This is a genomic window from Actinocorallia populi, from assembly GCF_002995495.1.
GTDB lineage: Bacteria > Actinomycetota > Actinomycetes > Streptosporangiales > Streptosporangiaceae > Actinocorallia > Actinocorallia populi.
Genome location: NZ_PVZV01000001.1, coordinates 1,343,436 through 1,361,614 on the forward strand (window position 1 = coordinate 1,343,436; position 18,179 = coordinate 1,361,614).

The window sequence follows — 18,179 nt, forward strand, 5'->3', positions numbered from 1 at the left end:
CAGTCTCCCAGGCCGCTTCGGAACGACCTCCCGTAGTACTACGGTGTGTCCTGAGTCACAGGGTAGGATAAAAGACGTGAAAGGTCTGGGAGAGCTCGAACGCGCTGTGATGGAAGTGTTGTGGGCCAGGGAAGCACCGGCCACGGCACGCGAGGTGGGGCGGGCACTGGCCGACCGGGACCTCGCGCACACCACGGTGATGACGGTTCTGGACCGCCTGGCCAAGAAGGGCTTCCTCGCCCGCGAGCGGGACGGCCGCGCCTGGTCGTACCGGCCCGCCGACACCCGCGAGGGGTACGTCGCCGAGCTCATGCTGGGCGCCCTGGCGCTCAGCGGCGACCGCGACGCCGCCCTGGCGCACTTCGCCCGTTCGGTCACCGGCGACGAGGCCGCCGCGCTCCGCCGCGTCCTGGAGGACCTCGAGTGACGAGCTGGGTGGCGCTCGCGGCCCTGTCTCTCGCGACTCTTCCGGGCGCGGAGCTGCTTTCCCGCGCCCGCTGGACCTGGCGCACACCGCGGATCGGCATCCTGCTCTGGCAGGCGCTCGGCCTCGCCTGGGGTCTGGCGACCATCGGCGCGCTGCTCGGTTTCGCGCTCTCCCCCTACGGGGCGGGCGTGCTGCACGGCCTGTTCGCGCTGTCGGAGGACGGCTCGGGTCTCGGCCTGCACCACAAGGCGGCGCTGCTGGCCGGGATGGCGCTGGCCGGCTCCCTCATCGGCATGCTGTTGCTGTCGGGCTTCCGGGTGGTGCGCGCCCGCGCGCGGCACCGCGCGCTGCTCAGCCTGATCGCCCGCCGCACCGGCAGGGGCGGCACCCTGGTCGTCGACCACCCCGAGGCCGCCGCCTACTGCGTGCCCGGCATGCGCTCCAAGATCGTGATCAGCGCGGGCACGCTGGAACTGCTGGACTCCCGGGAGCTGGACGCGGTGCTCGCCCACGAGCACGCCCACGCCAGGGAGCGCCACGACCTGGTGCTGCTGCCGTTCACCTCGCTGCCCCGCATCGGCCTGGTCGCCCGGTCGCTGGACGCCGTCGCGCTGCTCATCGAGATGACCGCCGACGACCGCGCGCTGCAGGACCGCCCGCCCAGGGAGCTGGCCAAGGCGCTGCTGCGCTTCGCCACCGCGCCCTCGGCCGCGACGCCCTCCTGCGCCCTGTCGGCGCTGCCCGAGGGCGGTCCGGTGATGGCGCGGGTGCAGCGGCTGCTCAACCCGGCGCCCCGGCCCGCCTGGGTGCAGTCGGCGGCCCTGGTGTCGGCCGTCCTGCTGACCTCGGGTCCGCTGCTGCTGTGGGTACTGCCGCACTGACAGGGCCCGGCACCGTTAGAATGCGGTCCACCTTCGGGAACCCGGTGATGTGCCCCGGGTGGTTCACCGTGGTCTCGCCGGGCCCGCTCCATGGACCCGGCCGCTTCGTGTCGTCTTCATAGTGCAGGGGAGCCCGTGCGCCGGAAACTCACGTGCGGTCTGACGGCGCTCGCGCTGCTCACCGGATGCTCCGCCTCTCCGGCGGCCGGACCCGAGAGTCCCCCCGCGACGTCGAGCACGCCCCAGACGCAGCGGGCGCCCGTCGTGATGTTCCTCGGGGACAGCTACACCGCGGGCACCGGCAAGGTGTCGCCGGAGCGCACGTACGCCGGCGACCTGGCCCGCAAGCTCGGCTGGCAGGCGATCATCGGGGGCTGGCCGGGCACGGGCTTCCTGGCCCGCGGCAGGGTCGGCAAGGACTTCACCCGGCTGTTCGCCGACCAGCTCGCCTGGCGGCCCGCCCCGGACCTGGTGATCGTCGCGGGCGGCCACAACGACGCCAACCGCAAGCACCCGCTGAACGGGCTGAACGACGCGGTCTGGCAGCTGGTCAACGGGATCAAGGAGCGCTGGCCCGGGGTGCCGCTGGTGCTGGTCGGGCCGATGTGGGGCGGGACTCCGACGAAGCCGGCGCTGGCCGTCCGCGACGTCATGCGCACGGTCGCCGGGCAGCTCCAGGTGCCCTTCGTCGACCCGCTGGCGGAGAAGTGGATCACCGGGGACGTGAGCAGGGGCACCGGCAACGCCGACCTGTACATCCGGCGGGACGAGGTGCACCCCAACGAGACGGGCAACGCCTACTTCGCCGACAAGATGCTGGCCGCGCTGACCCGGCTGGGCATGGACAAGCCCGCGGCGGGCTGACCGCGCGCGGGCTCGTGACGGGGGGAGCGGGCTACCAGGGACCGTAGGGGCCCATGTTGCGGTGGCCGCCCCCGCCGATCGCCTTGACGGCGGGGCGGACGTCCGCGAGGTAGATCACGGCGGCGATGAACGCGGCGATCGAGAAGATGCCCAGGGCGCCCATGCCGGGGAAGCCGACCGCGGAGGCGAATCCGAAGAGGGTCGCGAACCCCAGGATGATCACCCACATCTTCTTGGTCTGCTTGCCGGCCGCGGGGAACGCCTGGGCGGGGCGGCGGACGACGTCGAACAGGGCGAAGGCCTCCATCAGGAACGCGATGATCGCCAGCGCCAGGAACACGTAGGCCAGCCCGTTGTGGATGCTGCCGAGCAAGAGGATCACCTTCCCGAGGTTCCGCTGTGGTCACCTTACAGAACAATCGCCCCCACCCGAAGGTTCCGGATGGGGGCGGGCAGAACAGGGAGACGCCGCACGTGGCGGCTCAGTCGGTCGCCTTGCGGGCGGCGGGCCTGCGCGCGGCCGTGGTGGTCCTGGCGGGCCTGGCGGCGGCGGGAGCCTCCACCGACTTGGCCTCCTGGGCCTCGGAGGCGACCTCGTCGGCGGCCTTGTTGATGACCGTGCGGCCCCGCTCGGCGAGCTCCTCGATGACCCCGTTGACCTTGGCGGTCATGGTCGCGACGTAGTCCTGGATCGAGACGGCCTCGGTCTTGCCCTGGGCCTTGGCCACGTTGGCCTTGACCTCGTTGAGCCGGACGGTGGCGGTGGTGCGGGCCTTGGTGACCCGTTCGTTCACCTCGCCGCGCACGTCGTTGACGTTCTCCAGCACCGTGACGCGGTACTTGCCGTAGTTCTCGGTGAGCTCGGCGCGCACCTTGGTGATGGTCTCGGGCATCTCACGGAGCTTCTCGACGGCCAGGTCGACCGCTCCGGCCCCGGTGTAGACGGCCTTGTTGTCCCTGATCTTCTCGGCCAGAGTCATCTTTCCTGATCCTCTCTGTCGGGTAGAGCCTCGTGCTCAGGCCCGGTGTCGGCTGCGTTCTCCCTCCGGAAGGACTCGTAGATGTCCAGCAGCACCTGCTTCTGCCGTTCGGAAAGAGAGATGTCGGCGCGTATCGCGGTCTGCACGTCCGTGTCCGCCTCGCGGTGTTCGAGGATGCCGGCCTGGATGTAGAGGGCCTCGGCGGAGATGCGCAGACCCTTGGCGATCTGCTGCAGGATCTCCGCGCTCGGCTTGCGCAGCCCGCGTTCGATCTGGCTGAGGTAGGGGTTGGACACCCCCGCCTGCTCCGCCAGCTGGCGGAGCGAGATCTTCGCGCGCTGCCTCTGCTCCCGGATGTACTCCCCGATGGAGCCGACCTTCGGACCTGCCATGTCTCCACCCTGCTTGCTGATGCTTGCTATTGCAAGCGCCAGGGGGTGTTCTTTCGGGTGAGTCCGATCACAGGGCGCGATGATCTCGTGACGGCGGTGGCCTTTTCTCGTTCCACTGTTTCCGGTCGCTGACGCAAAGTGAGGAAGAATGCGTGCTCCTGCAAGCATTTGAGCTTGCTCAAGTTCGCATAGTGGCGCTGAGTGGTACCCACTACGCTTTGTGCACATGCTGGGTCGTATACGGCTGCTAGCCGCCCCCCTGGTCCTGCTGTTCCTGGCCGCCTCCCCCGGGCCCGCGCACGCCGCGGACACCGTGGCGGCCGCAGCGGCCGACACCGCCGATGACCGGGTGGTCCGTGACGAGGTGCTCCTCACCCTCGGGACCGACGGGGTACTGCACGCGAAAGAGATCATCACGTATGACTTCGGAGCCGGAGGGGACGGCTTCGAGCGGGTCTACAGCACCCGCATCCACCACGACGGGAAGCGGGACCGCGTCTTCGAGGTGGAGAACCTCCAGGTGACGCAGCCTTACACCGCGTCACTGGCACAGGAGGACGAGCGGACGCTGGTGAAGGTGAGCGGCCCGCAGGCCTCCGGGCGGCAGACCGTCACGCTCGAATACGACGTGGCGGGCGCGATCCTGCCGCTCCCGCAGGGCCAGGAGCTGCGCTGGACGGCCGTCGGCGGCTGGCGGGTCCCGGTGCAGGAGGCCGCGGTGGTCCTCGACACGGGGGTCATGATCCGCAACGTCAACTGCTTCGCGGGCACGCTCAGCAGCGTCATCGGGTGCAGCGAGTTCAGCACGAAGATGAAGCGGCGGCGGGCGGTCTACGGGCAGCAGAACATGCTTCCCGACGAGTACCTGACGGTGGTCTCGGGCCTGCCTCCGGAGGCGACCAGCGGCGGCCCCTCCTACGTCGAGCGCAAGACGCTGGCGACATCCTTCGCCATCAACGCGGTGACGGGCGGCGCGCTGGCGGCCCTGCTCGTCCTGCTGGTCGGCGGGCTGGCGCTGCTGTACTTCCTGCGCGGCCGCGACAAGCGCGCCGACTCCAGCGTCCGGGTGCCGCTGACGGCCACCGGCGACGGGCAGGCCGGGTTCGAGCCGCCGGACGGGGTGCGCCCCGGCCAGATCGGCACGCTGATCGACGAGCAGGCCGACGTCATCGACGTGACGGCGAGCATCATCGACCTCGCCGTCCGCGGCTACCTCCTGGTCGAGGAGGAGGAGGGCAAGAGCGACTGGGCGCTGCGCAGGCTGAACCGCCCGGTCAACGACCTGCACCCGTACGAGCAGATCCTCTACGACGGCCTGTTCCTCATGGGCGAGCGCGTCCGGCTGTCCCAGCTCGGCGGCACCTTCGCGCACAAGCTCGCCCAGGTGCGCAGCGCGCTGTACGAGGACGTGGTCGCGCAGGGCTGGTTCGCCCGGCGGCCCGACGCCGTCCGGTCCCGCTGGACGGTCGCCGGCCACGTCGTCACGGCGCTGGCGGCGGTGGGGACCGTCGTGCTGGCGGTCCTCACCAACTACGCGCTGGTCGGCTTCGCGGTGCTCGCCTTCGGCCTGGCGATGGCCTTCTTCGGCAGGCACATGCCGGCCAAGACCGGCAAGGGCTCCACGGTCCTGGCCCACACGCTGGGCTTTCGTGACCACCTCCGGCGAGGGGAGGCGGCCGAGGTGCCCGATCGGCAGCGAATTGCACTCTTCTCCCGTTATCTTCCGTACGCAGTGGTGTTCGACGTCGTCGGACCCTGGGCCCGGACCGTGGAGGACGCGGGGGTGCAGGGCGGCGACAACCTCTACTGGTACGAAGGCCCGGCGGAGTGGGACCTGTCGAAGTTCGCCGACTCCATGCGGGCCTTCACCTTCGCCCTGTCGGGTGCGCTGGCGCAGTCCCGACCGTACGTAGGGAAGTAGCGATGATCGGACGGGTCGCGGGATCGGCGGCGCTGGCCGTGGCACTGGCCGCCGGATCGACCGGCGCGGCGGTGCACGCGGCGCCGAAGGGCAAGCCGAAGTGGCGCGCCCAGCAGGGGCCGGGGCCGCGGCTCGTCGGATCGCTCAACCAGGTCGAGTTCGCCGGGGACCAGCACGGGTGGGCCGCCGGGGTGGAGGGTCCCGACAACGACCTGGCCCTGTGGAAGTGGAACGGCGGGAAGTGGAAGCGCGCCAAGGCCGGCTGGAGGTTCGCTCCGGCCGGCCTGGCCGTTTCCGGCCCGAAGAAGGCGTGGCTCACCGGCGTGACGCTCTCCGCGGCGCACGCCCTCCACTACAACGGCAGGAAATGGCGCGAGGTCGCCTTCCCCGGGCCGGGCGCGCCCGTGGACCTCGCCGCTGCCCCGGACGGCACCGCCGTCTCCGTCGCCCGGCACGTGTTCGACGGCGTCAACACCGTCCAGCGCTGGAAGGACGGCAGGTGGCGGCCGATGAAGGTGCCGCTGCCGTCCGGGGCGTCCCTGGCCACCGTCGCCGTCGCGTCGAAGAAGGACATCTGGCTGGGCGGCGGCCGCCGCGTCGGCGAGGACGAGGTCGAGCCCCTGCTGATGCGCTGGAACGGCAGGTCCTGGAAGCGCATCGCGCTGAAGGGGGCCGCCGACAAGGCGGTCACGAAGATCATCGCGGACGGGGACGGGAAGGCGTGGGCGCTGCGCGGCTCCACGGAGACCACCCTGCTGCGCTGGGACGGCGAACGGGTACGCGAGCGGAGGCTCCCCGGCGGCGTCGGCGCGCTGACCCTCACCCATGACGGCGCGGGCGGCGTCTGGGTGCTCCCCTACAGCCGCTCGGACGCGAAGGCCGCGCCCTACCTGCTGTGGAGCAAGGGCCGCTGGAAGTCCTTCACCGGGCCGCGCCGCAACGGCGTCGTCGGCCTCGGCGACCTCGACCTGATCCCCGGCACCTCCCGCGTGGTCTCCGTCGGCGGCCTCCAGCAGAAGGAGCCCAAGGAGCGGAAGTTCCCGATGCTGGAGATGTTCTCCTGAGCCCTTACCTTGGACGGCGTGCGCGCGCGTAGGCCGGAGGGGGAGAGGACCAGGGGGACCACCAACGCCAACCGGCTGCGGCGCCAGGACCTGTGGATGGCGGCGACGCTCCGCCTCCCGGAGCACCCGCTGGTCGTCGACCTCGGGTACGGGGCCTCACCCGTCACGACCGTGGAGCTGTACGAGCGCCTGAGGGCCGTACGGCCGGACGTCCGGGTCGTGGGACTGGAGATCGCCCAGGAGCGCGTGGAGACCGCCAGGGAGTTCCTGAAGGCGCACAGGGGGCGCTACCCGGGCCTGTCGTTCGGGCTCGGCGGCTTCGAACTGCCCGTCGAGCGGGCACCCGACCTGGTGCGGGCGGCCAACGTCCTGCGCCAGTACGACGAGGACACCGCCTGGCGCGTGTGGGACCGGCTGCGCGAGGGACTGGCCCCCGGCGGGACGCTGGTCGAGGGGACCTGCGACGAGATCGGCCGGCGGCACGTGTGGGCGGCGCTCGACCGGAGCGGCCCGGCGACCGTCACGTTCGCCGCCGACCTGCGGCACCTGCCCCGCCCGTCGGCGCTGGCCGAGCGGCTCCCCAAGACGCTGATCCACCGCAACGTCCCCGGCGAGCGGATCTACGACCTTCTCCGGGACCTGGACCGCGCCTGGGCCGTCGCGGCCCCCCAGTCGGTGTTCGGCCCCCGGCAGCGCTGGCTGTCGACCGTCGCGCTGGCCCGGCGGCGCTGGCCGGTGCTCACGCGCCCGCCCCTCGGCGGCCGCCGCCGCTGGCGGCTGGGCGAGCTGACCCTGCCGTGGGAGGCCGTCGCGCCCTACCGGTAGAACTCGACGATGGGCAGCTGCTTCTTGTTCTTCTCGACGCTGCCGACGGCGACGATCTGCCTGGTGCCGGGGATCTGCGCGATGTCGTGGATGTAGGTGTTCTTCTTGCGGTCCGGACCGCGCAGCGTGCGCCACTTGCCGGCCCAGTGGAGGTACTGCGACCGCGTCTTGCCCGTGCCGGGGGAGGGGATCGTCCAGGCGCCGCTGCCGCCGTCGGGGGCGAGGGCGTAGTGCGAGATCAGCGGGGAGGCGGCCTCGGACCACTTCGAGCCGTTCCAGCGCAGCAGGCCACCGCCGTTCTGCGCCCGGATCGCCCAGACCTTCCCGGGCCCGGCGGCGGCGATCTCCTGGATGATGTTGTGCGGCTGGCCGACCACGCCCCACGAGCCGCCCGGCGCGGCGAGCTGCTTCCACTTGCCGCCGCTCAGCCGCAGCACCGTCGCCACCACCTGGGTGCCGTTGGCGGTGGTCGTCCCGCCCAGCCAGACGTCGTCCTTGCCCCGGACGGACACCGCCGTCAGCGAGGCGCCGGCGGCCCCGGGGACGTTCACGTTCACGAACGCCCTGCCGTTCCAGCGGCGCACGGCGCTGGCCCCGTCGTTCTTGGAGTTGAGCCCCGCCACGGACCAGACGGCGCCGTCCTTGCCCGCCGAGAGGGACAGCGGGATGAGCGGGAGGTCCAGGGGCCCGAACTTCGCCCCCTGGTAGCCGACCTTCTTCCACTTCCTGCCGTTCCAGTGGGCCGCGACCGGCGTGACCCCCGTGTAACCCACCGCCCAGGCGCTGCGGGCGCTGCTCGCCGCGATCCCGGTGGGCCGGAACCTGAAGGGCGCCTTCTTGGCCGTCCACTTCCTGCCGTTCCAGTGGAACGGCTTCCCGTTCTCGTTGATCGCGAAGATCGTCCTCTTGTTCACCGCCGCGACCTGCAGCAGCGCCCCCGCGCTCTTGAACGCCTTGCTCCCGGCGTCCTTCCAGCCCGGCGCGGCCGAGGCGGGCTGCGGCACGAGCAGCACACCCGCGACGACCGTGGCGGCGACGACGATCCGCATGATGCTTCCTCCTGCTATGGGGGGATCTGCGGGGCAACCCTAGGGGAAGCGGGGCATGCGGGCTAGGAGGTCCGGTGGATCCGGTAGGGGGCGGCCTGGGCGCGGGGCTGGACGTCGATGCGGTCGATGTTGACGTGCGGGGGGCGGGTGACGGCCCAGGCGATGCAGTCGGCGACGTCCTCGGCGACCAGGGGGGCCTCGACGCCCTCGTAGGGGCGCTCGGCGGCCTCGGCGTCGCCCCGGAAGCGCACCAGGGAGAACTCCTCGGTCTTGACCATGCCGGGGGCCACCTCGGTGATCCGGACGGGCCGGTCGACCAGTTCCAGGCGCAGCACCTCGTTGACGGCGACCGCGGCGTGCTTGGCCGCGTTGTAGCCGCCGCCGCCCACGTAGGGGACGTGCCCGGCCAGCGAGGTGACGTTCACCACATGCCCCGCGCCGGCGACCAGCTTGGGCAGCAGGGCACGGGTCATGCGCATCAGGCCCAGCACGTTGGTGTCGTACATGACCCGCCAGTCCTCGGTGACCGCCTCGGCGACGGACTCCAGGCCGTGGGCGCCGCCGGCGTTGTTGACCAGGACGTGGCATTCGCGCAGCCCGGCGGCGAGGGCGGCCACCGACTCCTCCGAGGTCACGTCGAGCGTGACGGCCCGGGCGAAGCCGCGCCGGCCCGCCGGGTCGGCGGCCTCGATCTCCTTGACCAGATCGTCCAGCCGGTCCCGGCGGCGGGCGGCCACCACGACGTCGAAACCCTCGGCGGCCAGGCGGCGGGCGGTGGCAGCGCCGATACCGCTGCTCGCACCGGTGATCACAGCAGTCTTACGCATATATCCCATCTTGGCGCATATGCCACGAGTGTCCGGGGGTGGGTGGGGGAACAAGCCTGGTTCGTAGGTAGTTTCAAGTGACCGGATTGTTCTGTTCTCGACCGAAGCGAGGTCCCGTGGTCCGTCGGGTCGCGACGCTCTCCGTGCACACCTCGCCTCTCGACCAGCCCGGTACGGGCGACGCGGGGGGCATGAACGTCTACATCGTGGAGACCGCGAAACGGCTGGCCGAGCGGGGCATAGAGGTCGACATCTTCACCAGGGCGACCTCCCGGCAGCTGCCCCCGGCGGTGGAGCTGGCGCCCGGCGTGCTGGTCCGCCACCTCACGGCGGGGCCGTTCGAGGAGCTCGACAAGAGGGAGCTCCCGCGGCAGCTGTGCCAGTTCACCTCGGGGCTCCTGCGGGTCGAGGCCGCCCACGAACCGGGCCACTACGACCTCGTGCACTCGCACTACTGGCTCTCCGGGCAGCCGGGCTGGGTCGCGGCGCACCGCTGGGGGGTGCCGCTGGTGCACTCCATGCACACCCTGGCCAAGGTCAAGAACGCCAACCTGGCCGCCGGTGACGCGCCCGAGCCCGTGCTGCGGGTCGCGGGCGAGGAGCAGATCGTCGCCGACGCCCACCAGCTGATCGCCAACACCTCGGACGAGGCGCGGGAGCTCGTCGACCTCTACGAGGCCGATTCCCGAAGGGTGCAGACCGTGGCGCCCGGCGTGAACCTGGACGTCTTCCGTCCGGGGGACCAGGAGGAGGCCCGGCGGCGGCTGAACCTGCCCCGAGACGCCTACATGCTGCTCTTCGTGGGGCGGATCCAGCCGCTGAAGGCGCCCGACGTGCTCGTACGGGCGGCGGCCGAGCTGCTGGAACGCCGGCCCGAGCTGCGGTCCCGGCTGGTCGTGGTGATCGTGGGCGGGCCGTCCGGATCGGGCAAGGAGCGCCCCGAGGAGCTGCAGAAGCTCGCGGCGCGGCTGGGCCTGACGGACATCGTCCGGTTCGAGCCGCCGCAGGCCCAGCCGGAGCTGGCCGAGTGGTACCGGGCCGCGGACGTGACGGTGGTGCCGTCCCACAACGAGTCCTTCGGGCTGGTCGCCGTGGAGGCCCAGGCGTGCGGTACGCCCGTCGTGGCCTCGGCCGTGGGAGGACTGCGCACGGCCGTCGGACACGGCGTCTCCGGCCTTCTGGTGAACGGACACGACCCCCGCGACTACGCCGCCGTCCTGGGGCGCCTGGCGGACGAGCCGCTGCTGCGCGCCCGGCTCGGCGAAGGTGCCGTACGCCACGCCCGCGTGTTCGGCTGGGACGCGACTGCGGGACGGCTCCTGGGGGTATACAAAAGCGCTGTGAGTGATCGGGTGTGCGCATGAGCGCGGTAGAGGCGGCCGTCGAGACGATCCGGAAGGTCCTGGAGGACTCGGAGCTGACCTACGAGGTGCCCCGGGAGGGCTCCTTCTTCGTCAGGCTCCCCGGAGAGCACAAGCTGGCGACGATGGTGTGGCTGATCGTCGGGCCCTACAGCGTGCACGTGGAGGCGTTCTTCTGCCGGCAGCCGGACGAGAACCACACGCAGTTCTACCGCTGGCTCCTGGAGAAGAACGGCCGCATGTACTGCCTGTCGTTCACCCTGGACGAGGCCGGCGACGTCTACCTGACCGGCAAGATCCCCCTGTCGGCGGCGGCCGACCCCGCGGAGATCGACCGCGTCCTCGGCTGCGCCCTGGCCTACAGCGACGAGAACTTCGACCGCGCCCTGGAACTCGGCTTCAAGACCTCCATCCAGAAGGAGTGGGACTGGCGGGTCTCGCGCGGCGAGTCCCTGGCCAACCTGCAGGCCTTCGCGCGTTTCGCCGATCCCAGAAACCGCTGACCTGAGCCTTCTCGTTAGGATGGGCGACCATGGCGACCTTGGTTTTGCTCCGGCATGGTGAAAGTGTGTGGAACGCGGAGAATCTGTTCACCGGCTGGGTGGACGTGGACCTCTCCGCGAAGGGCGAGAGCGAGGCCGCGGTGGCGGGCGAGCTGCTCCTCGACGCCGACCTGACCCCCGACGTGCTGCACACGTCCCTCCTCAAGCGGGCCATCCGCACCGCGAACATCGCCCTGGACACCGCCGACCTGCTGTGGCTGCCGGTGAAGCGCTCCTGGCGCCTCAACGAGCGCCACTACGGCGCCCTCCAGGGCAAGAACAAGGCGCAGACCCTGGAGGAGTTCGGCGAGGAGCAGTTCCAGGTCTGGCGGCGCTCCTACGACACCCCGCCCCCGCCCATCGCCGACAAGGACCCCCTGTCCCAGGTCGGCGACCTGCGCTACGGCGGCCTGCCCTCGGAGCTGATCCCCCGCACCGAGTGCCTGGCCGACGTCGTGGACCGCCTCCTGCCCTACTGGTACGACGAGATCGTCCCCGACCTCGCCGCCGGCAAGACCGTCCTGGTCGTCGCCCACGGCAACTCCCTGCGCGCCCTGGTCAAGCACCTCGACGTCATCTCCGACGACGAGATCGCCGGCCTCAACATCCCCACCGGCATCCCCCTGAAGTACGAGCTCGACGCCGACTACGTCCCCCGCAAGCGCGGTGGCGAGTACCTCGACCCGGCCGCCGCCAAGGCCGCCATCGAGGCCGTCAAGAACCAGGGCAAGAAGTAACCGGATCCTTCGGACGGGGCCGTGCTGATCCAGCACGGCCCTTTCGCCTTCCGCCGGGGCGTCCGTTCCCCCGCGGGCGCGGACGCCGCGGCACGGGTCGCGAGGGCCCGCTCGGGCGGGGCGCGGGAGGCCCGCGCCCCGCCGCGGGGCACGGGTCAGCGGAGCTTGATCGCGCCGCCGTCGGCCATGACGGTCTGCCCGGTCATGTACCGGGCGTCGTCGCTCGCGAGGAAGGCGATGATGGGCGCGACGTCCTCGTCGGGGTCGCCGAAGCGGCCCAGGGGCACCTTGGCCGCGGACTGCGCGTACTGCTCGGGGCGCGCCTGGGCCCACTGGGCCACCCCGGCGGTCAGGGCCATGGGGCAGACCACGTTGACGCGGATGTTGAACGGGGCCCACTCGTTGGCCACGACCCGGCTGAGGCCGCGGATGGCCTCCTTCGCCGCCGCGTAGGAGGCCTGGTTGGGCTGGCCGTCGAGTCCGGCGCCGGAGCCGAAGTTGACGACCGACGCGTTGCCGGTCTTCTTCAGCTCCGGCAGGGCCGCGAGCATGAAGTTGCGCGTGGCGTACAGGCCGCTGCCCATGGCGAGGTCCCAGTCGTCGTCGGTCTGCTCCTCGAACGGCTTCTGCCGCGACGCGCTCGCGTTGTTCACCAGGACGTCGAGCTTCCCGAAGCGCTCGACGGCGGCCGCCACGGCGGCCTGCGCGACGGCCGGGTCGGAGACGTCGCCCTGCAGGAAGACCACGGAGTCCCCCAGCTCGCGGACGAGGGCCTCCCCGGCCTCCTGCTGCAGGTCGACGACGACGACCCGGGCCCCGCGCGCGACGAACAGCTTCGTGATGGCGCCGCCGATGCCGGAGGCGCCCCCGGTGACGATGGCCGACTTTCCTTGCAGGCCGGGGTTGTTCATGGCGCTTCCTTTCATGAGCGTCTGCGAGGGCGCGCCATCGGTGGAAGCGGCTGCGCACGTCTCCGCAAACGTTTCTTTCGGTGTTCTGTGACCAAGTGCATGCCTTGGCCGGGTGCCGAGCGAGTGCGCCATGGAGCTCAGCGGCCACGCATCCCCGAAACCCCCCCTTTTCGATAGGTGTCCCTGGGTAAGGCCGCTGGTATTCCCGTCGAACCGGGGCGACACCCGCAAAGGCCATCATCCCCCTGGACGGGCCGCTCACCCCGGAGGAGTCCACTGATCGGGAGCACCGTCCAGCGGACAGGGCTGCGAAGACGCGGAAGGGGCCGCGCACCGAGGCGCGGCCCCTTCGCCCTTCACGGGGCTTCAGGAGAACTCGTCGATGATGTCCTCGGGGCGCTGGCCCGTCACCATGTAGACGATGTCGCCCGCGACGTGGACGGCGTGGTCGGCGAAGCGCCCGTAGTAGCGGTCGGCGAGGGTGACGACCAAGACGGATTCAGGTTTGCGTTCATTGCATCTGCTGCACATACTGCGTATGAGAGGAGCGGTCATGGCGGTGAGAACACCGAAATCCCTGGAGCCCGGCAAGGTGGACGCGCAGGAGTCCGCCCGCGCCCTGCGCAGGATCAAGGACTACCTGGCAGCCCACCCCGGTACCGAGAACGTCCGTGTCACGGGCGAACTGGTGGGCGAGGAGGCACTGGTCCTGCCCCGCGACGTCGTGACCATGCTCGCCTACATGCTCGCGCAGCTCGCCGAGGGCCGCGGCGTCACGGCGATGCCCAGCCACGCCGAGCTGACCACGAGCCAGGCGGCGGACGTCCTGAACGTCTCCCGTCCCTACCTCATCGGCCTCCTCGAAGCGGGAAAGATCCCTTACCGGCTGGTCGGCCGCCATAGGCGCGTCCTGTTCGAAGACCTCATGGCCTACAAGCGGCAGAGCGACGCCGAAAGCCGCAAGGCCGCCGACGACCTGATCGCTCTCAGCGAGGAACTGGACCTCTACTGATGGCGTTCACGGCCGCCTACGACGCCAACGTGCTGTACGGCAACGAAGTCCGCGATCTGCTCATCCGGATCGCCAGGTCGGGCCTGGTCCAAGCACGCTGGACGAGCACGATCCTGGAGGAGGTGACCCGCAACCTCGCCGCCAACAGGCCGGACATCCCGGCTGAAAAGCTGTCGGTCCTGCGCGAGCGGATGAACGCCGCCGTGCCGGGAGCGCTGGCGGGGGTTATGAGGAACTCATGGAAGGCCTGAAGCTCCCCGACGCGGACGACCGGCACGTTCTCGCGGCCGCGATCAAAAGCGGCGCGGAGTTCGTCGTCACCTCGAACCTCAGGGATTTTCCCGCCGACGTGCTCGGACGCTATGAAATCGAGGCCAAAAGCCCCGACGACTTCGTGCTCGACCAGCTCGACCTCGACGAGAGCACCGTGCGTGATTGCGTCCACCAGATCGCGAACAGCAGGACACGTCCCCCGAAGACCTTCGCCGCGATCCTGGACGCTCTCGAACGCGCGGGACTGGTGGAGTCGGCCGCGCTCCTTCGCGACTGAGAATGCGCGCGGGAGCAAGGCGCTGCGCAGACAGGGAAGATCAGACGCCGGGCCGGGTTCCGGAAGGACACATGTCGGGCCCAGGCGCTCTGGCCCAGGCGGCGTAGGCGAAGCCGCCGCCCTGTGAGCGCTCCTCGCCCACCGGCACCCTCGGCCCGGCTGTGAAGGGGCCGCGCACCGAGGCGCGGCCCCTTCGGCCTTCACGGGGCCTTCGGGAGGGCTTCAGGAGAACTCGTCGATGATGTCCTCGGGGCGCTGGCCCGTCACCATGTAGACGACGTCGCCCGCGACGTGGACGGCGTGGTCGGCGAAGCGCTCGTAGTAGCGGCCGGCGAGGGTGATGTCGACGGCCTTCTCGACGCCGTGCTTCCACTTGGGGGACAGCAGGACGTCGAAGAGCCTGCGGTGGAGCTTGTCCATGGCGTCGTCGTCGGAGTCGAGCTCCAGGCCCATGGCGACGTCCTGGGAGGCGATGACGCTGCCCGCCTTGGCGACGAGGCGGACGGCGATCTGGCCCATCTGCAGGACGGTGGGCTGCAGCTCCGGCGGGACGCAGGACTCGGGGTGGCGGCGGCGGGCCGTCTTGGCGAGGTGGGCCGCCAGGTCTCCCATGCGCTCCAGGTCGGCGCTCATCCGCAGGGACGTGATCAGGGTCCGCAGGTCGCCGGCGACGGGCTGCTGGCGGGCCATGAGGTCGAAGACGGTCTCCTCGATCTCCAGGTCGATCTTGTTGATCGCCTTGTCCCCGCTGATGACCTCCTCGGCGAGGCGGGCGTCGGCGTCCAGCAGGGCGGTGGTCGCCCGGTCCATGGCGGAACGGACCAGACGGGTCATCTCCACCAGCTTGTAGGAGATTCCGTCGAGTTCGTCGTGGTAGGCGTCGCGCAAAGTGTTTCCTTGTGTTCGCACGGTCGTGTTCCGCTGTGGCCGCTTCTCTCGTCTCACATGCTCCACAGGGGCTGTGAACTCAACCGGATATAGAGGTGAACATTGGGCGAACGCCCTGACCCGGTGCCCTTCTGTAGTGCGAGGACGCCCCGGAAGCCGCTTACCATCCGTCATGTGAACATCGAGATGGCCGCGGGCCTGGCCGGACTGGTCGGGCTGATCGGGGGCTTGGCCACCGGGTTGGCGATCCGGTTCAGCGAGGCCGCGCAGGGCAAGAGCTCCCCGCCCCCCGACGCCGCCGGGGCGCTGCCCAAGGGGCTCGCCGCGGTCCTGGGCGTCCTGCCCTTCTCGGTCGTCGTGGTGGACCGCGAGGACCGGGTGCGCCGCTCCTCCCCGGCCGCCCGCGCCCTGGGCATCGTCAAGGACGAGCGGCTCATGGTGGACGAGCTGCTGGCGCTGTCCCGGCTCGTGCAGCGCGACGGCGAGATCCGCGAGACCGAGCTGCAGCTGGGCCCCAGCCGGCACGACACCCGCTGGTTCGCCGTGCGGGTCGCCCCGCTGGGCGTCCAGGGGCTGGTGCTGGTGCTCGCCGAGGACCTCACCGAGCTGCGCCGCGTCGAGTCGATCCGGCGGGACTTCGCCGCCAACGTCAGCCACGAGCTCAAGACCCCCGTCGGGGCGCTGCTGCTGCTCGCCGAGACCGTCGAGGCGGCCGCCGACGACGAGGAGGCCGTCCGGCGGTTCGCCGGGCGGATGCAGCTGGAGGCGGCGCGGCTGTCCAGCCTCGTCCAGGACCTGATCACCCTGTCGCACGTGCAGGGCGACGAACCCCTCGCCGAGGACCAGCGCGTCTGCCTGGACGCCGTCGTCGCCGAGGCGGTGGACCGCGCCCGCACGACCGCCGAGGGCAAGGGCACCGAGCTGGTCGTGACCGGAGTCCAGGGGCTGGAGGTGCGCGGCGACCAGGAGCTGCTCAACACCGCCCTGAAGAACCTGATCGACAACGCCGTCTCCTACAGCCCCGAGCGCACCCGGGTCACCGTCGAGACCCGGGTCCTGGACGGCAGGGCCGAGCTCAGCGTGACCGACCAGGGCATCGGCATCCCCGAACGCGAGCTGGAGAGGATCTTCGAACGGTTCTACCGGGTGGATCCGGCCCGCTCCCGCGAGACCGGCGGCACCGGTCTCGGCCTGGCCATCGTCAAACACGTGGCCACCAAACACGGAGGCGAGGTGACGGTCTGGAGCAAGGAGGGCTCCGGCTCCACCTTCGGCCTGCGGCTTCCCCTGCTGGAACACCCCCGATCCCCAGAAGAACAGTCAGTCCGGGAGGACATTCCGTGACCCGCGTACTCGTCGTCGAGGATGAAGAGTCCTTCAGTGACGCCCTGTCCTACATGCTGCGCAAGGAGGGCTTCGAGGTGGCCGTGGCGGCCACCGGGCCCGACGCCCTGGAGACCTTCGACCGCAACGGCGCCGACCTCGTCCTGCTGGACCTGATGCTGCCGGGGCTGCCCGGCACCGAGGTCTGCCGCGAGCTGCGCTCCCGCTCGAACGTCCCGGTGATCATGCTGACCGCCAAGGACAGCGAGGTCGACAAGGTGGTGGGACTGGAGCTGGGCGCCGACGACTACGTCACCAAGCCGTTCTCCTCCCGCGAGCTCGTCGCCCGGATCCGCGCGGTCCTGCGCCGCCAGGGCGACGTCGAGGAGCTCACCCCGGCCGTCCTGGAGGCCGGGCCCGTCCGGATGGACGTGGAGCGCCACATCGTCAGCGTGGGCGGCGACACCGTCCAGCTGCCGCTGAAGGAGTTCGAGCTGCTGGAGGTGCTGCTGCGCAACGCCGGCCGCGTCCTGACCCGCATGCAGCTGATCGACCGCGTCTGGGGCGCCGACTACGTCGGCGACACCAAGACCCTCGACGTCCACGTGAAGCGGCTGCGCGCCAAGGTCGAGCCCCAGCCGTCCGAGCCGCGCTACATCATCACCGTCCGCGGCCTGGGCTACAAGTTCGAGCCCTGAGTCCCCGCCGGACGAGGAAGGCCCCCGGCTGAGCGCCGGGGGCCTTCTCGCGTGTACAAGCGGAGCGTCAGTTCTCGTGCTGCTCCTGCTCCTGCTCCTTGTTCCCGTTCCTGGGCTTCTTGGAGGCGGTGGGGTTGGCGGCCGGGGTGGCCTCGACGCCGGTCTCGGCGTGGTCGCCGGTCTGGCCGTGCTCGTCGCCGTGCTCGCCGGCGGGGGCGGAGCTCTGGCTGGGCGAGGGGGTGGTGACGGTCGCCGGGGCCAGGGTGGAGAACTCGCCGTGGGCGGGGATGACCTGGACGGTCACCTTGATCGCCTGGGCGTCGCGGAACTGGAGGGTCAGGCGGAGGTACTCGCCGCCGAGGAACTCCTGCTTGGTGTTCTTCAGCACCACCGCGGAGCCGCCCTCCTGCTCGGCGGCCTGGCCGGTGGGGGCCTGGGACGGCATCCGGGTGGGGGCCGGGGTCGCGCTTCCGGCGGGGCCTGCGGCCGGCTTGGACAGGTCGACCGCGGTGTGCCGGGGCAGCTCCACGGCGCCGCCCTTGACGGTGCCGAGCTCGACCATGCCGTCGGCGACGGTGACGCCGGTGAGGGCGTCGCTCTGGCCGGAGCCGTTGTTGATCAGGGAGCCGTACACCGAGAGGGAGGAGCCGATCGGCAGCTTGGCGCCGGGCGCAGGGCCGAGCACGAAGAGGTTGCGGACGTCGATCCCGTTCTGGGAGAGGTTGACGCCCTCGGTCAGCTGGCTGGGCTTGCTGCTCTCCGCGTTGTTCCCCGTGCCGCATCCGGTCAGGGCGAGGGAGCCGGCAACGGCCAGCAGGGCGACTTTGCGGATCACGACGACGAGCTCCTCAGAAGTGCACGCACAGTGCTGTGACGGTAGTGAATGGAGGTTTGTCCGGACGAATCGTAGCGAGGGGGTACAGGTGC

Annotated in this window: 23 protein-coding genes; 14 read left to right on the top strand and 9 right to left on the bottom strand. The window is 70.9% G+C overall.

Translation table 11 applies throughout. The features are described from left to right. Window positions 1-76: 76 nt before the first annotated feature. The 3 genes from C2865_RS06620 to C2865_RS06630 all read left to right on the top strand — a co-directional run bounded on the left by C2865_RS06620 (window position 77) and on the right by C2865_RS06630 (window position 2,172). On the top strand, window positions 77-427 hold the full coding sequence (locus C2865_RS06620) for a BlaI/MecI/CopY family transcriptional regulator (protein ID WP_106397326.1): 351 nt from the start codon (window positions 77-79) through the stop codon (window positions 425-427). After that, on the top strand, window positions 424-1,308 hold the full coding sequence (locus tag C2865_RS06625; RefSeq protein ID WP_106397327.1) for a M56 family metallopeptidase: 885 nt from the start codon (window positions 424-426) through the stop codon (window positions 1,306-1,308). Before C2865_RS06620 ends, C2865_RS06625 begins: the two co-directional genes overlap by 4 nt. 135 nt (window positions 1,309-1,443) lie before the next feature. Further along, complete coding sequence (locus tag C2865_RS06630) at window positions 1,444-2,172, top strand: SGNH/GDSL hydrolase family protein (RefSeq protein ID WP_106397328.1); 729 nt, start codon at window positions 1,444-1,446, stop codon at window positions 2,170-2,172. A gap of 31 nt (window positions 2,173-2,203) precedes the next feature. Here C2865_RS06630 and C2865_RS06635 read toward each other — a convergent pair whose 3' ends face one another. From C2865_RS06635 to C2865_RS06645, 3 genes are all read right to left on the bottom strand, one after another. Continuing rightward, window positions 2,204-2,554, bottom strand: a complete 351-nt coding sequence (locus tag C2865_RS06635; RefSeq protein WP_269802692.1) for a DUF2516 family protein — start codon at window positions 2,552-2,554, stop codon at window positions 2,204-2,206. A gap of 100 nt (window positions 2,555-2,654) precedes the next feature. Further along, entirely contained in the window at window positions 2,655-3,152 is a 498-nt protein-coding gene (locus C2865_RS06640; RefSeq protein WP_106397329.1) for a hypothetical protein, read from the bottom strand. After that, entirely contained in the window at window positions 3,149-3,544 is a 396-nt protein-coding gene (locus tag C2865_RS06645) for a helix-turn-helix domain-containing protein (RefSeq protein WP_106397330.1), read from the bottom strand. The genes C2865_RS06640 and C2865_RS06645 overlap by 4 nt, the downstream gene beginning before the upstream one ends. Before the next feature lie 226 nt (window positions 3,545-3,770). Here C2865_RS06645 and C2865_RS06650 point away from each other — a divergent pair, with 226 nt between their 5' ends. Genes C2865_RS06650 through C2865_RS06660 form a run of 3 tightly spaced genes read left to right on the top strand, consistent with a single transcriptional unit; the run spans window position 3,771 to window position 7,354 of the window. Next, window positions 3,771-5,465 (top strand): DUF2207 domain-containing protein, encoded by a 1,695-nt coding sequence (locus C2865_RS06650; protein ID WP_106397331.1) that lies wholly within the window; start codon window positions 3,771-3,773, stop codon window positions 5,463-5,465. Window positions 5,466-5,467: 2 nt separating this feature from the next. Continuing rightward, window positions 5,468-6,529 (top strand): hypothetical protein, encoded by a 1,062-nt coding sequence (locus tag C2865_RS06655; protein ID WP_106397332.1) that lies wholly within the window; start codon window positions 5,468-5,470, stop codon window positions 6,527-6,529. Window positions 6,530-6,547: 18 nt separating this feature from the next. After that, complete coding sequence (locus tag C2865_RS06660) at window positions 6,548-7,354, top strand: class I SAM-dependent methyltransferase (protein ID WP_106397527.1); 807 nt, start codon at window positions 6,548-6,550, stop codon at window positions 7,352-7,354. Here C2865_RS06660 and C2865_RS06665 read toward each other — a convergent pair. Both C2865_RS06665 and C2865_RS06670 read right to left on the bottom strand, forming a co-directional pair. Beyond that, a complete protein-coding gene (locus C2865_RS06665) occupies window positions 7,345-8,403 on the bottom strand; it encodes a hypothetical protein (RefSeq protein ID WP_106397333.1) in 1,059 nt (352 codons plus the stop codon). The genes C2865_RS06660 and C2865_RS06665 overlap by 10 nt on opposite strands. A gap of 62 nt (window positions 8,404-8,465) precedes the next feature. Further along, a complete protein-coding gene (locus C2865_RS06670; RefSeq protein ID WP_106397334.1) occupies window positions 8,466-9,230 on the bottom strand; it encodes an SDR family NAD(P)-dependent oxidoreductase in 765 nt (254 codons plus the stop codon). A 116-nt stretch (window positions 9,231-9,346) separates the two neighbouring features. Here C2865_RS06670 and mshA point away from each other — a divergent pair, with 116 nt between their 5' ends. From mshA to C2865_RS06685, 3 genes are read left to right on the top strand one after another with little or no spacing between them, the layout of a single operon-like run. Then, window positions 9,347-10,594: a D-inositol-3-phosphate glycosyltransferase gene (mshA, locus tag C2865_RS06675; protein ID WP_106397335.1), complete on the top strand. Its 1,248-nt coding sequence runs from the start codon at window positions 9,347-9,349 to the stop codon at window positions 10,592-10,594. Beyond that, window positions 10,591-11,094: a type III secretion system chaperone family protein gene (locus C2865_RS06680; RefSeq protein WP_198652992.1), complete on the top strand. Its 504-nt coding sequence runs from the start codon at window positions 10,591-10,593 to the stop codon at window positions 11,092-11,094. Before mshA ends, C2865_RS06680 begins: the two co-directional genes overlap by 4 nt. A gap of 29 nt (window positions 11,095-11,123) precedes the next feature. Further along, window positions 11,124-11,870: a phosphoglyceromutase gene (locus C2865_RS06685; protein ID WP_106397337.1), complete on the top strand. Its 747-nt coding sequence runs from the start codon at window positions 11,124-11,126 to the stop codon at window positions 11,868-11,870. Window positions 11,871-12,025: 155 nt separating this feature from the next. Here the strand turns inward: C2865_RS06685 and C2865_RS06690 are convergent, their stop codons facing one another. Both C2865_RS06690 and C2865_RS40560 read right to left on the bottom strand, forming a co-directional pair. After that, window positions 12,026-12,781, bottom strand: coding sequence for an SDR family NAD(P)-dependent oxidoreductase (locus C2865_RS06690; protein ID WP_106397338.1), 756 nt, complete (start codon window positions 12,779-12,781; stop codon window positions 12,026-12,028). Window positions 12,782-13,147: 366 nt separating this feature from the next. Further along, window positions 13,148-13,273: a hypothetical protein gene (locus C2865_RS40560; protein WP_408608296.1), complete on the bottom strand. Its 126-nt coding sequence runs from the start codon at window positions 13,271-13,273 to the stop codon at window positions 13,148-13,150. A gap of 61 nt (window positions 13,274-13,334) precedes the next feature. On the opposite strand from C2865_RS40560, the gene C2865_RS06695 reads away from it, so the two are divergent. Genes C2865_RS06695 through C2865_RS40570 form a run of 3 tightly spaced genes read left to right on the top strand, consistent with a single transcriptional unit; the run spans window position 13,335 to window position 14,343 of the window. Beyond that, the gene (locus C2865_RS06695; protein ID WP_106397339.1) at window positions 13,335-13,793 is read left to right on the top strand and encodes an excisionase family DNA-binding protein; all 459 of its coding nucleotides are present in this window, start codon (window positions 13,335-13,337) and stop codon (window positions 13,791-13,793) included. Next, a complete protein-coding gene (locus C2865_RS40565; RefSeq protein ID WP_232835402.1) occupies window positions 13,793-14,044 on the top strand; it encodes a hypothetical protein in 252 nt (83 codons plus the stop codon). Before C2865_RS06695 ends, C2865_RS40565 begins: the two co-directional genes overlap by 1 nt. Beyond that, window positions 14,032-14,343 (top strand): VapC50 family PIN domain-containing toxin, encoded by a 312-nt coding sequence (locus tag C2865_RS40570; RefSeq protein ID WP_232835403.1) that lies wholly within the window; start codon window positions 14,032-14,034, stop codon window positions 14,341-14,343. The genes C2865_RS40565 and C2865_RS40570 overlap by 13 nt, the downstream gene beginning before the upstream one ends. A gap of 222 nt (window positions 14,344-14,565) precedes the next feature. On the opposite strand, the gene phoU is transcribed toward C2865_RS40570, so the two are convergent. Then, complete coding sequence (gene phoU / locus C2865_RS06705; RefSeq protein WP_106397340.1) at window positions 14,566-15,231, bottom strand: phosphate signaling complex protein PhoU; 666 nt, start codon at window positions 15,229-15,231, stop codon at window positions 14,566-14,568. Window positions 15,232-15,405: 174 nt separating this feature from the next. On the opposite strand from phoU, the gene C2865_RS06710 reads away from it, so the two are divergent. Beyond that, complete coding sequence (locus C2865_RS06710; RefSeq protein ID WP_106397341.1) at window positions 15,406-16,575, top strand: sensor histidine kinase; 1,170 nt, start codon at window positions 15,406-15,408, stop codon at window positions 16,573-16,575. Then, window positions 16,572-17,252 carry a response regulator transcription factor gene (locus tag C2865_RS06715; RefSeq protein WP_106397342.1) on the top strand — a complete coding sequence of 227 codons (681 nt, stop codon included), beginning with the start codon at window positions 16,572-16,574 and terminating at the stop codon, window positions 17,250-17,252. The genes C2865_RS06710 and C2865_RS06715 overlap by 4 nt, the downstream gene beginning before the upstream one ends. A gap of 67 nt (window positions 17,253-17,319) precedes the next feature. On the opposite strand, the gene C2865_RS06720 is transcribed toward C2865_RS06715, so the two are convergent. Beyond that, a complete protein-coding gene (locus tag C2865_RS06720) occupies window positions 17,320-18,087 on the bottom strand; it encodes a copper chaperone PCu(A)C domain-containing protein (protein ID WP_106397343.1) in 768 nt (255 codons plus the stop codon). Window positions 18,088-18,179 lie beyond the last annotated feature (92 nt).

Coding starts and splice junctions, on each gene's coding strand:
- C2865_RS06685 (WP_106397337.1), top strand. CDS start 11,124: ATGGCGACCTTGGTTTTGCTCCGGCATGGTGAAAGTGTGTGGAACGCG.
- C2865_RS06650 (WP_106397331.1), top strand. CDS start 3,771: ATGCTGGGTCGTATACGGCTGCTAGCCGCCCCCCTGGTCCTGCTGTTC.
- C2865_RS06690 (WP_106397338.1), bottom strand. CDS start 12,781: ATGAACAACCCCGGCCTGCAAGGAAAGTCGGCCATCGTCACCGGGGGC.
- C2865_RS06655 (WP_106397332.1), top strand. CDS start 5,468: ATGATCGGACGGGTCGCGGGATCGGCGGCGCTGGCCGTGGCACTGGCC.
- C2865_RS06695 (WP_106397339.1), top strand. CDS start 13,335: ATGGCGGTGAGAACACCGAAATCCCTGGAGCCCGGCAAGGTGGACGCG.
- C2865_RS06680 (WP_198652992.1), top strand. CDS start 10,591: ATGAGCGCGGTAGAGGCGGCCGTCGAGACGATCCGGAAGGTCCTGGAG.
- C2865_RS40570 (WP_232835403.1), top strand. CDS start 14,032: ATGGAAGGCCTGAAGCTCCCCGACGCGGACGACCGGCACGTTCTCGCG.
- C2865_RS06670 (WP_106397334.1), bottom strand. CDS start 9,230: ATGCGTAAGACTGCTGTGATCACCGGTGCGAGCAGCGGTATCGGCGCT.
- C2865_RS40565 (WP_232835402.1), top strand. CDS start 13,793: ATGGCGTTCACGGCCGCCTACGACGCCAACGTGCTGTACGGCAACGAA.
- C2865_RS06640 (WP_106397329.1), bottom strand. CDS start 3,152: ATGACTCTGGCCGAGAAGATCAGGGACAACAAGGCCGTCTACACCGGG.
- C2865_RS06645 (WP_106397330.1), bottom strand. CDS start 3,544: ATGGCAGGTCCGAAGGTCGGCTCCATCGGGGAGTACATCCGGGAGCAG.
- C2865_RS06665 (WP_106397333.1), bottom strand. CDS start 8,403: ATGCGGATCGTCGTCGCCGCCACGGTCGTCGCGGGTGTGCTGCTCGTG.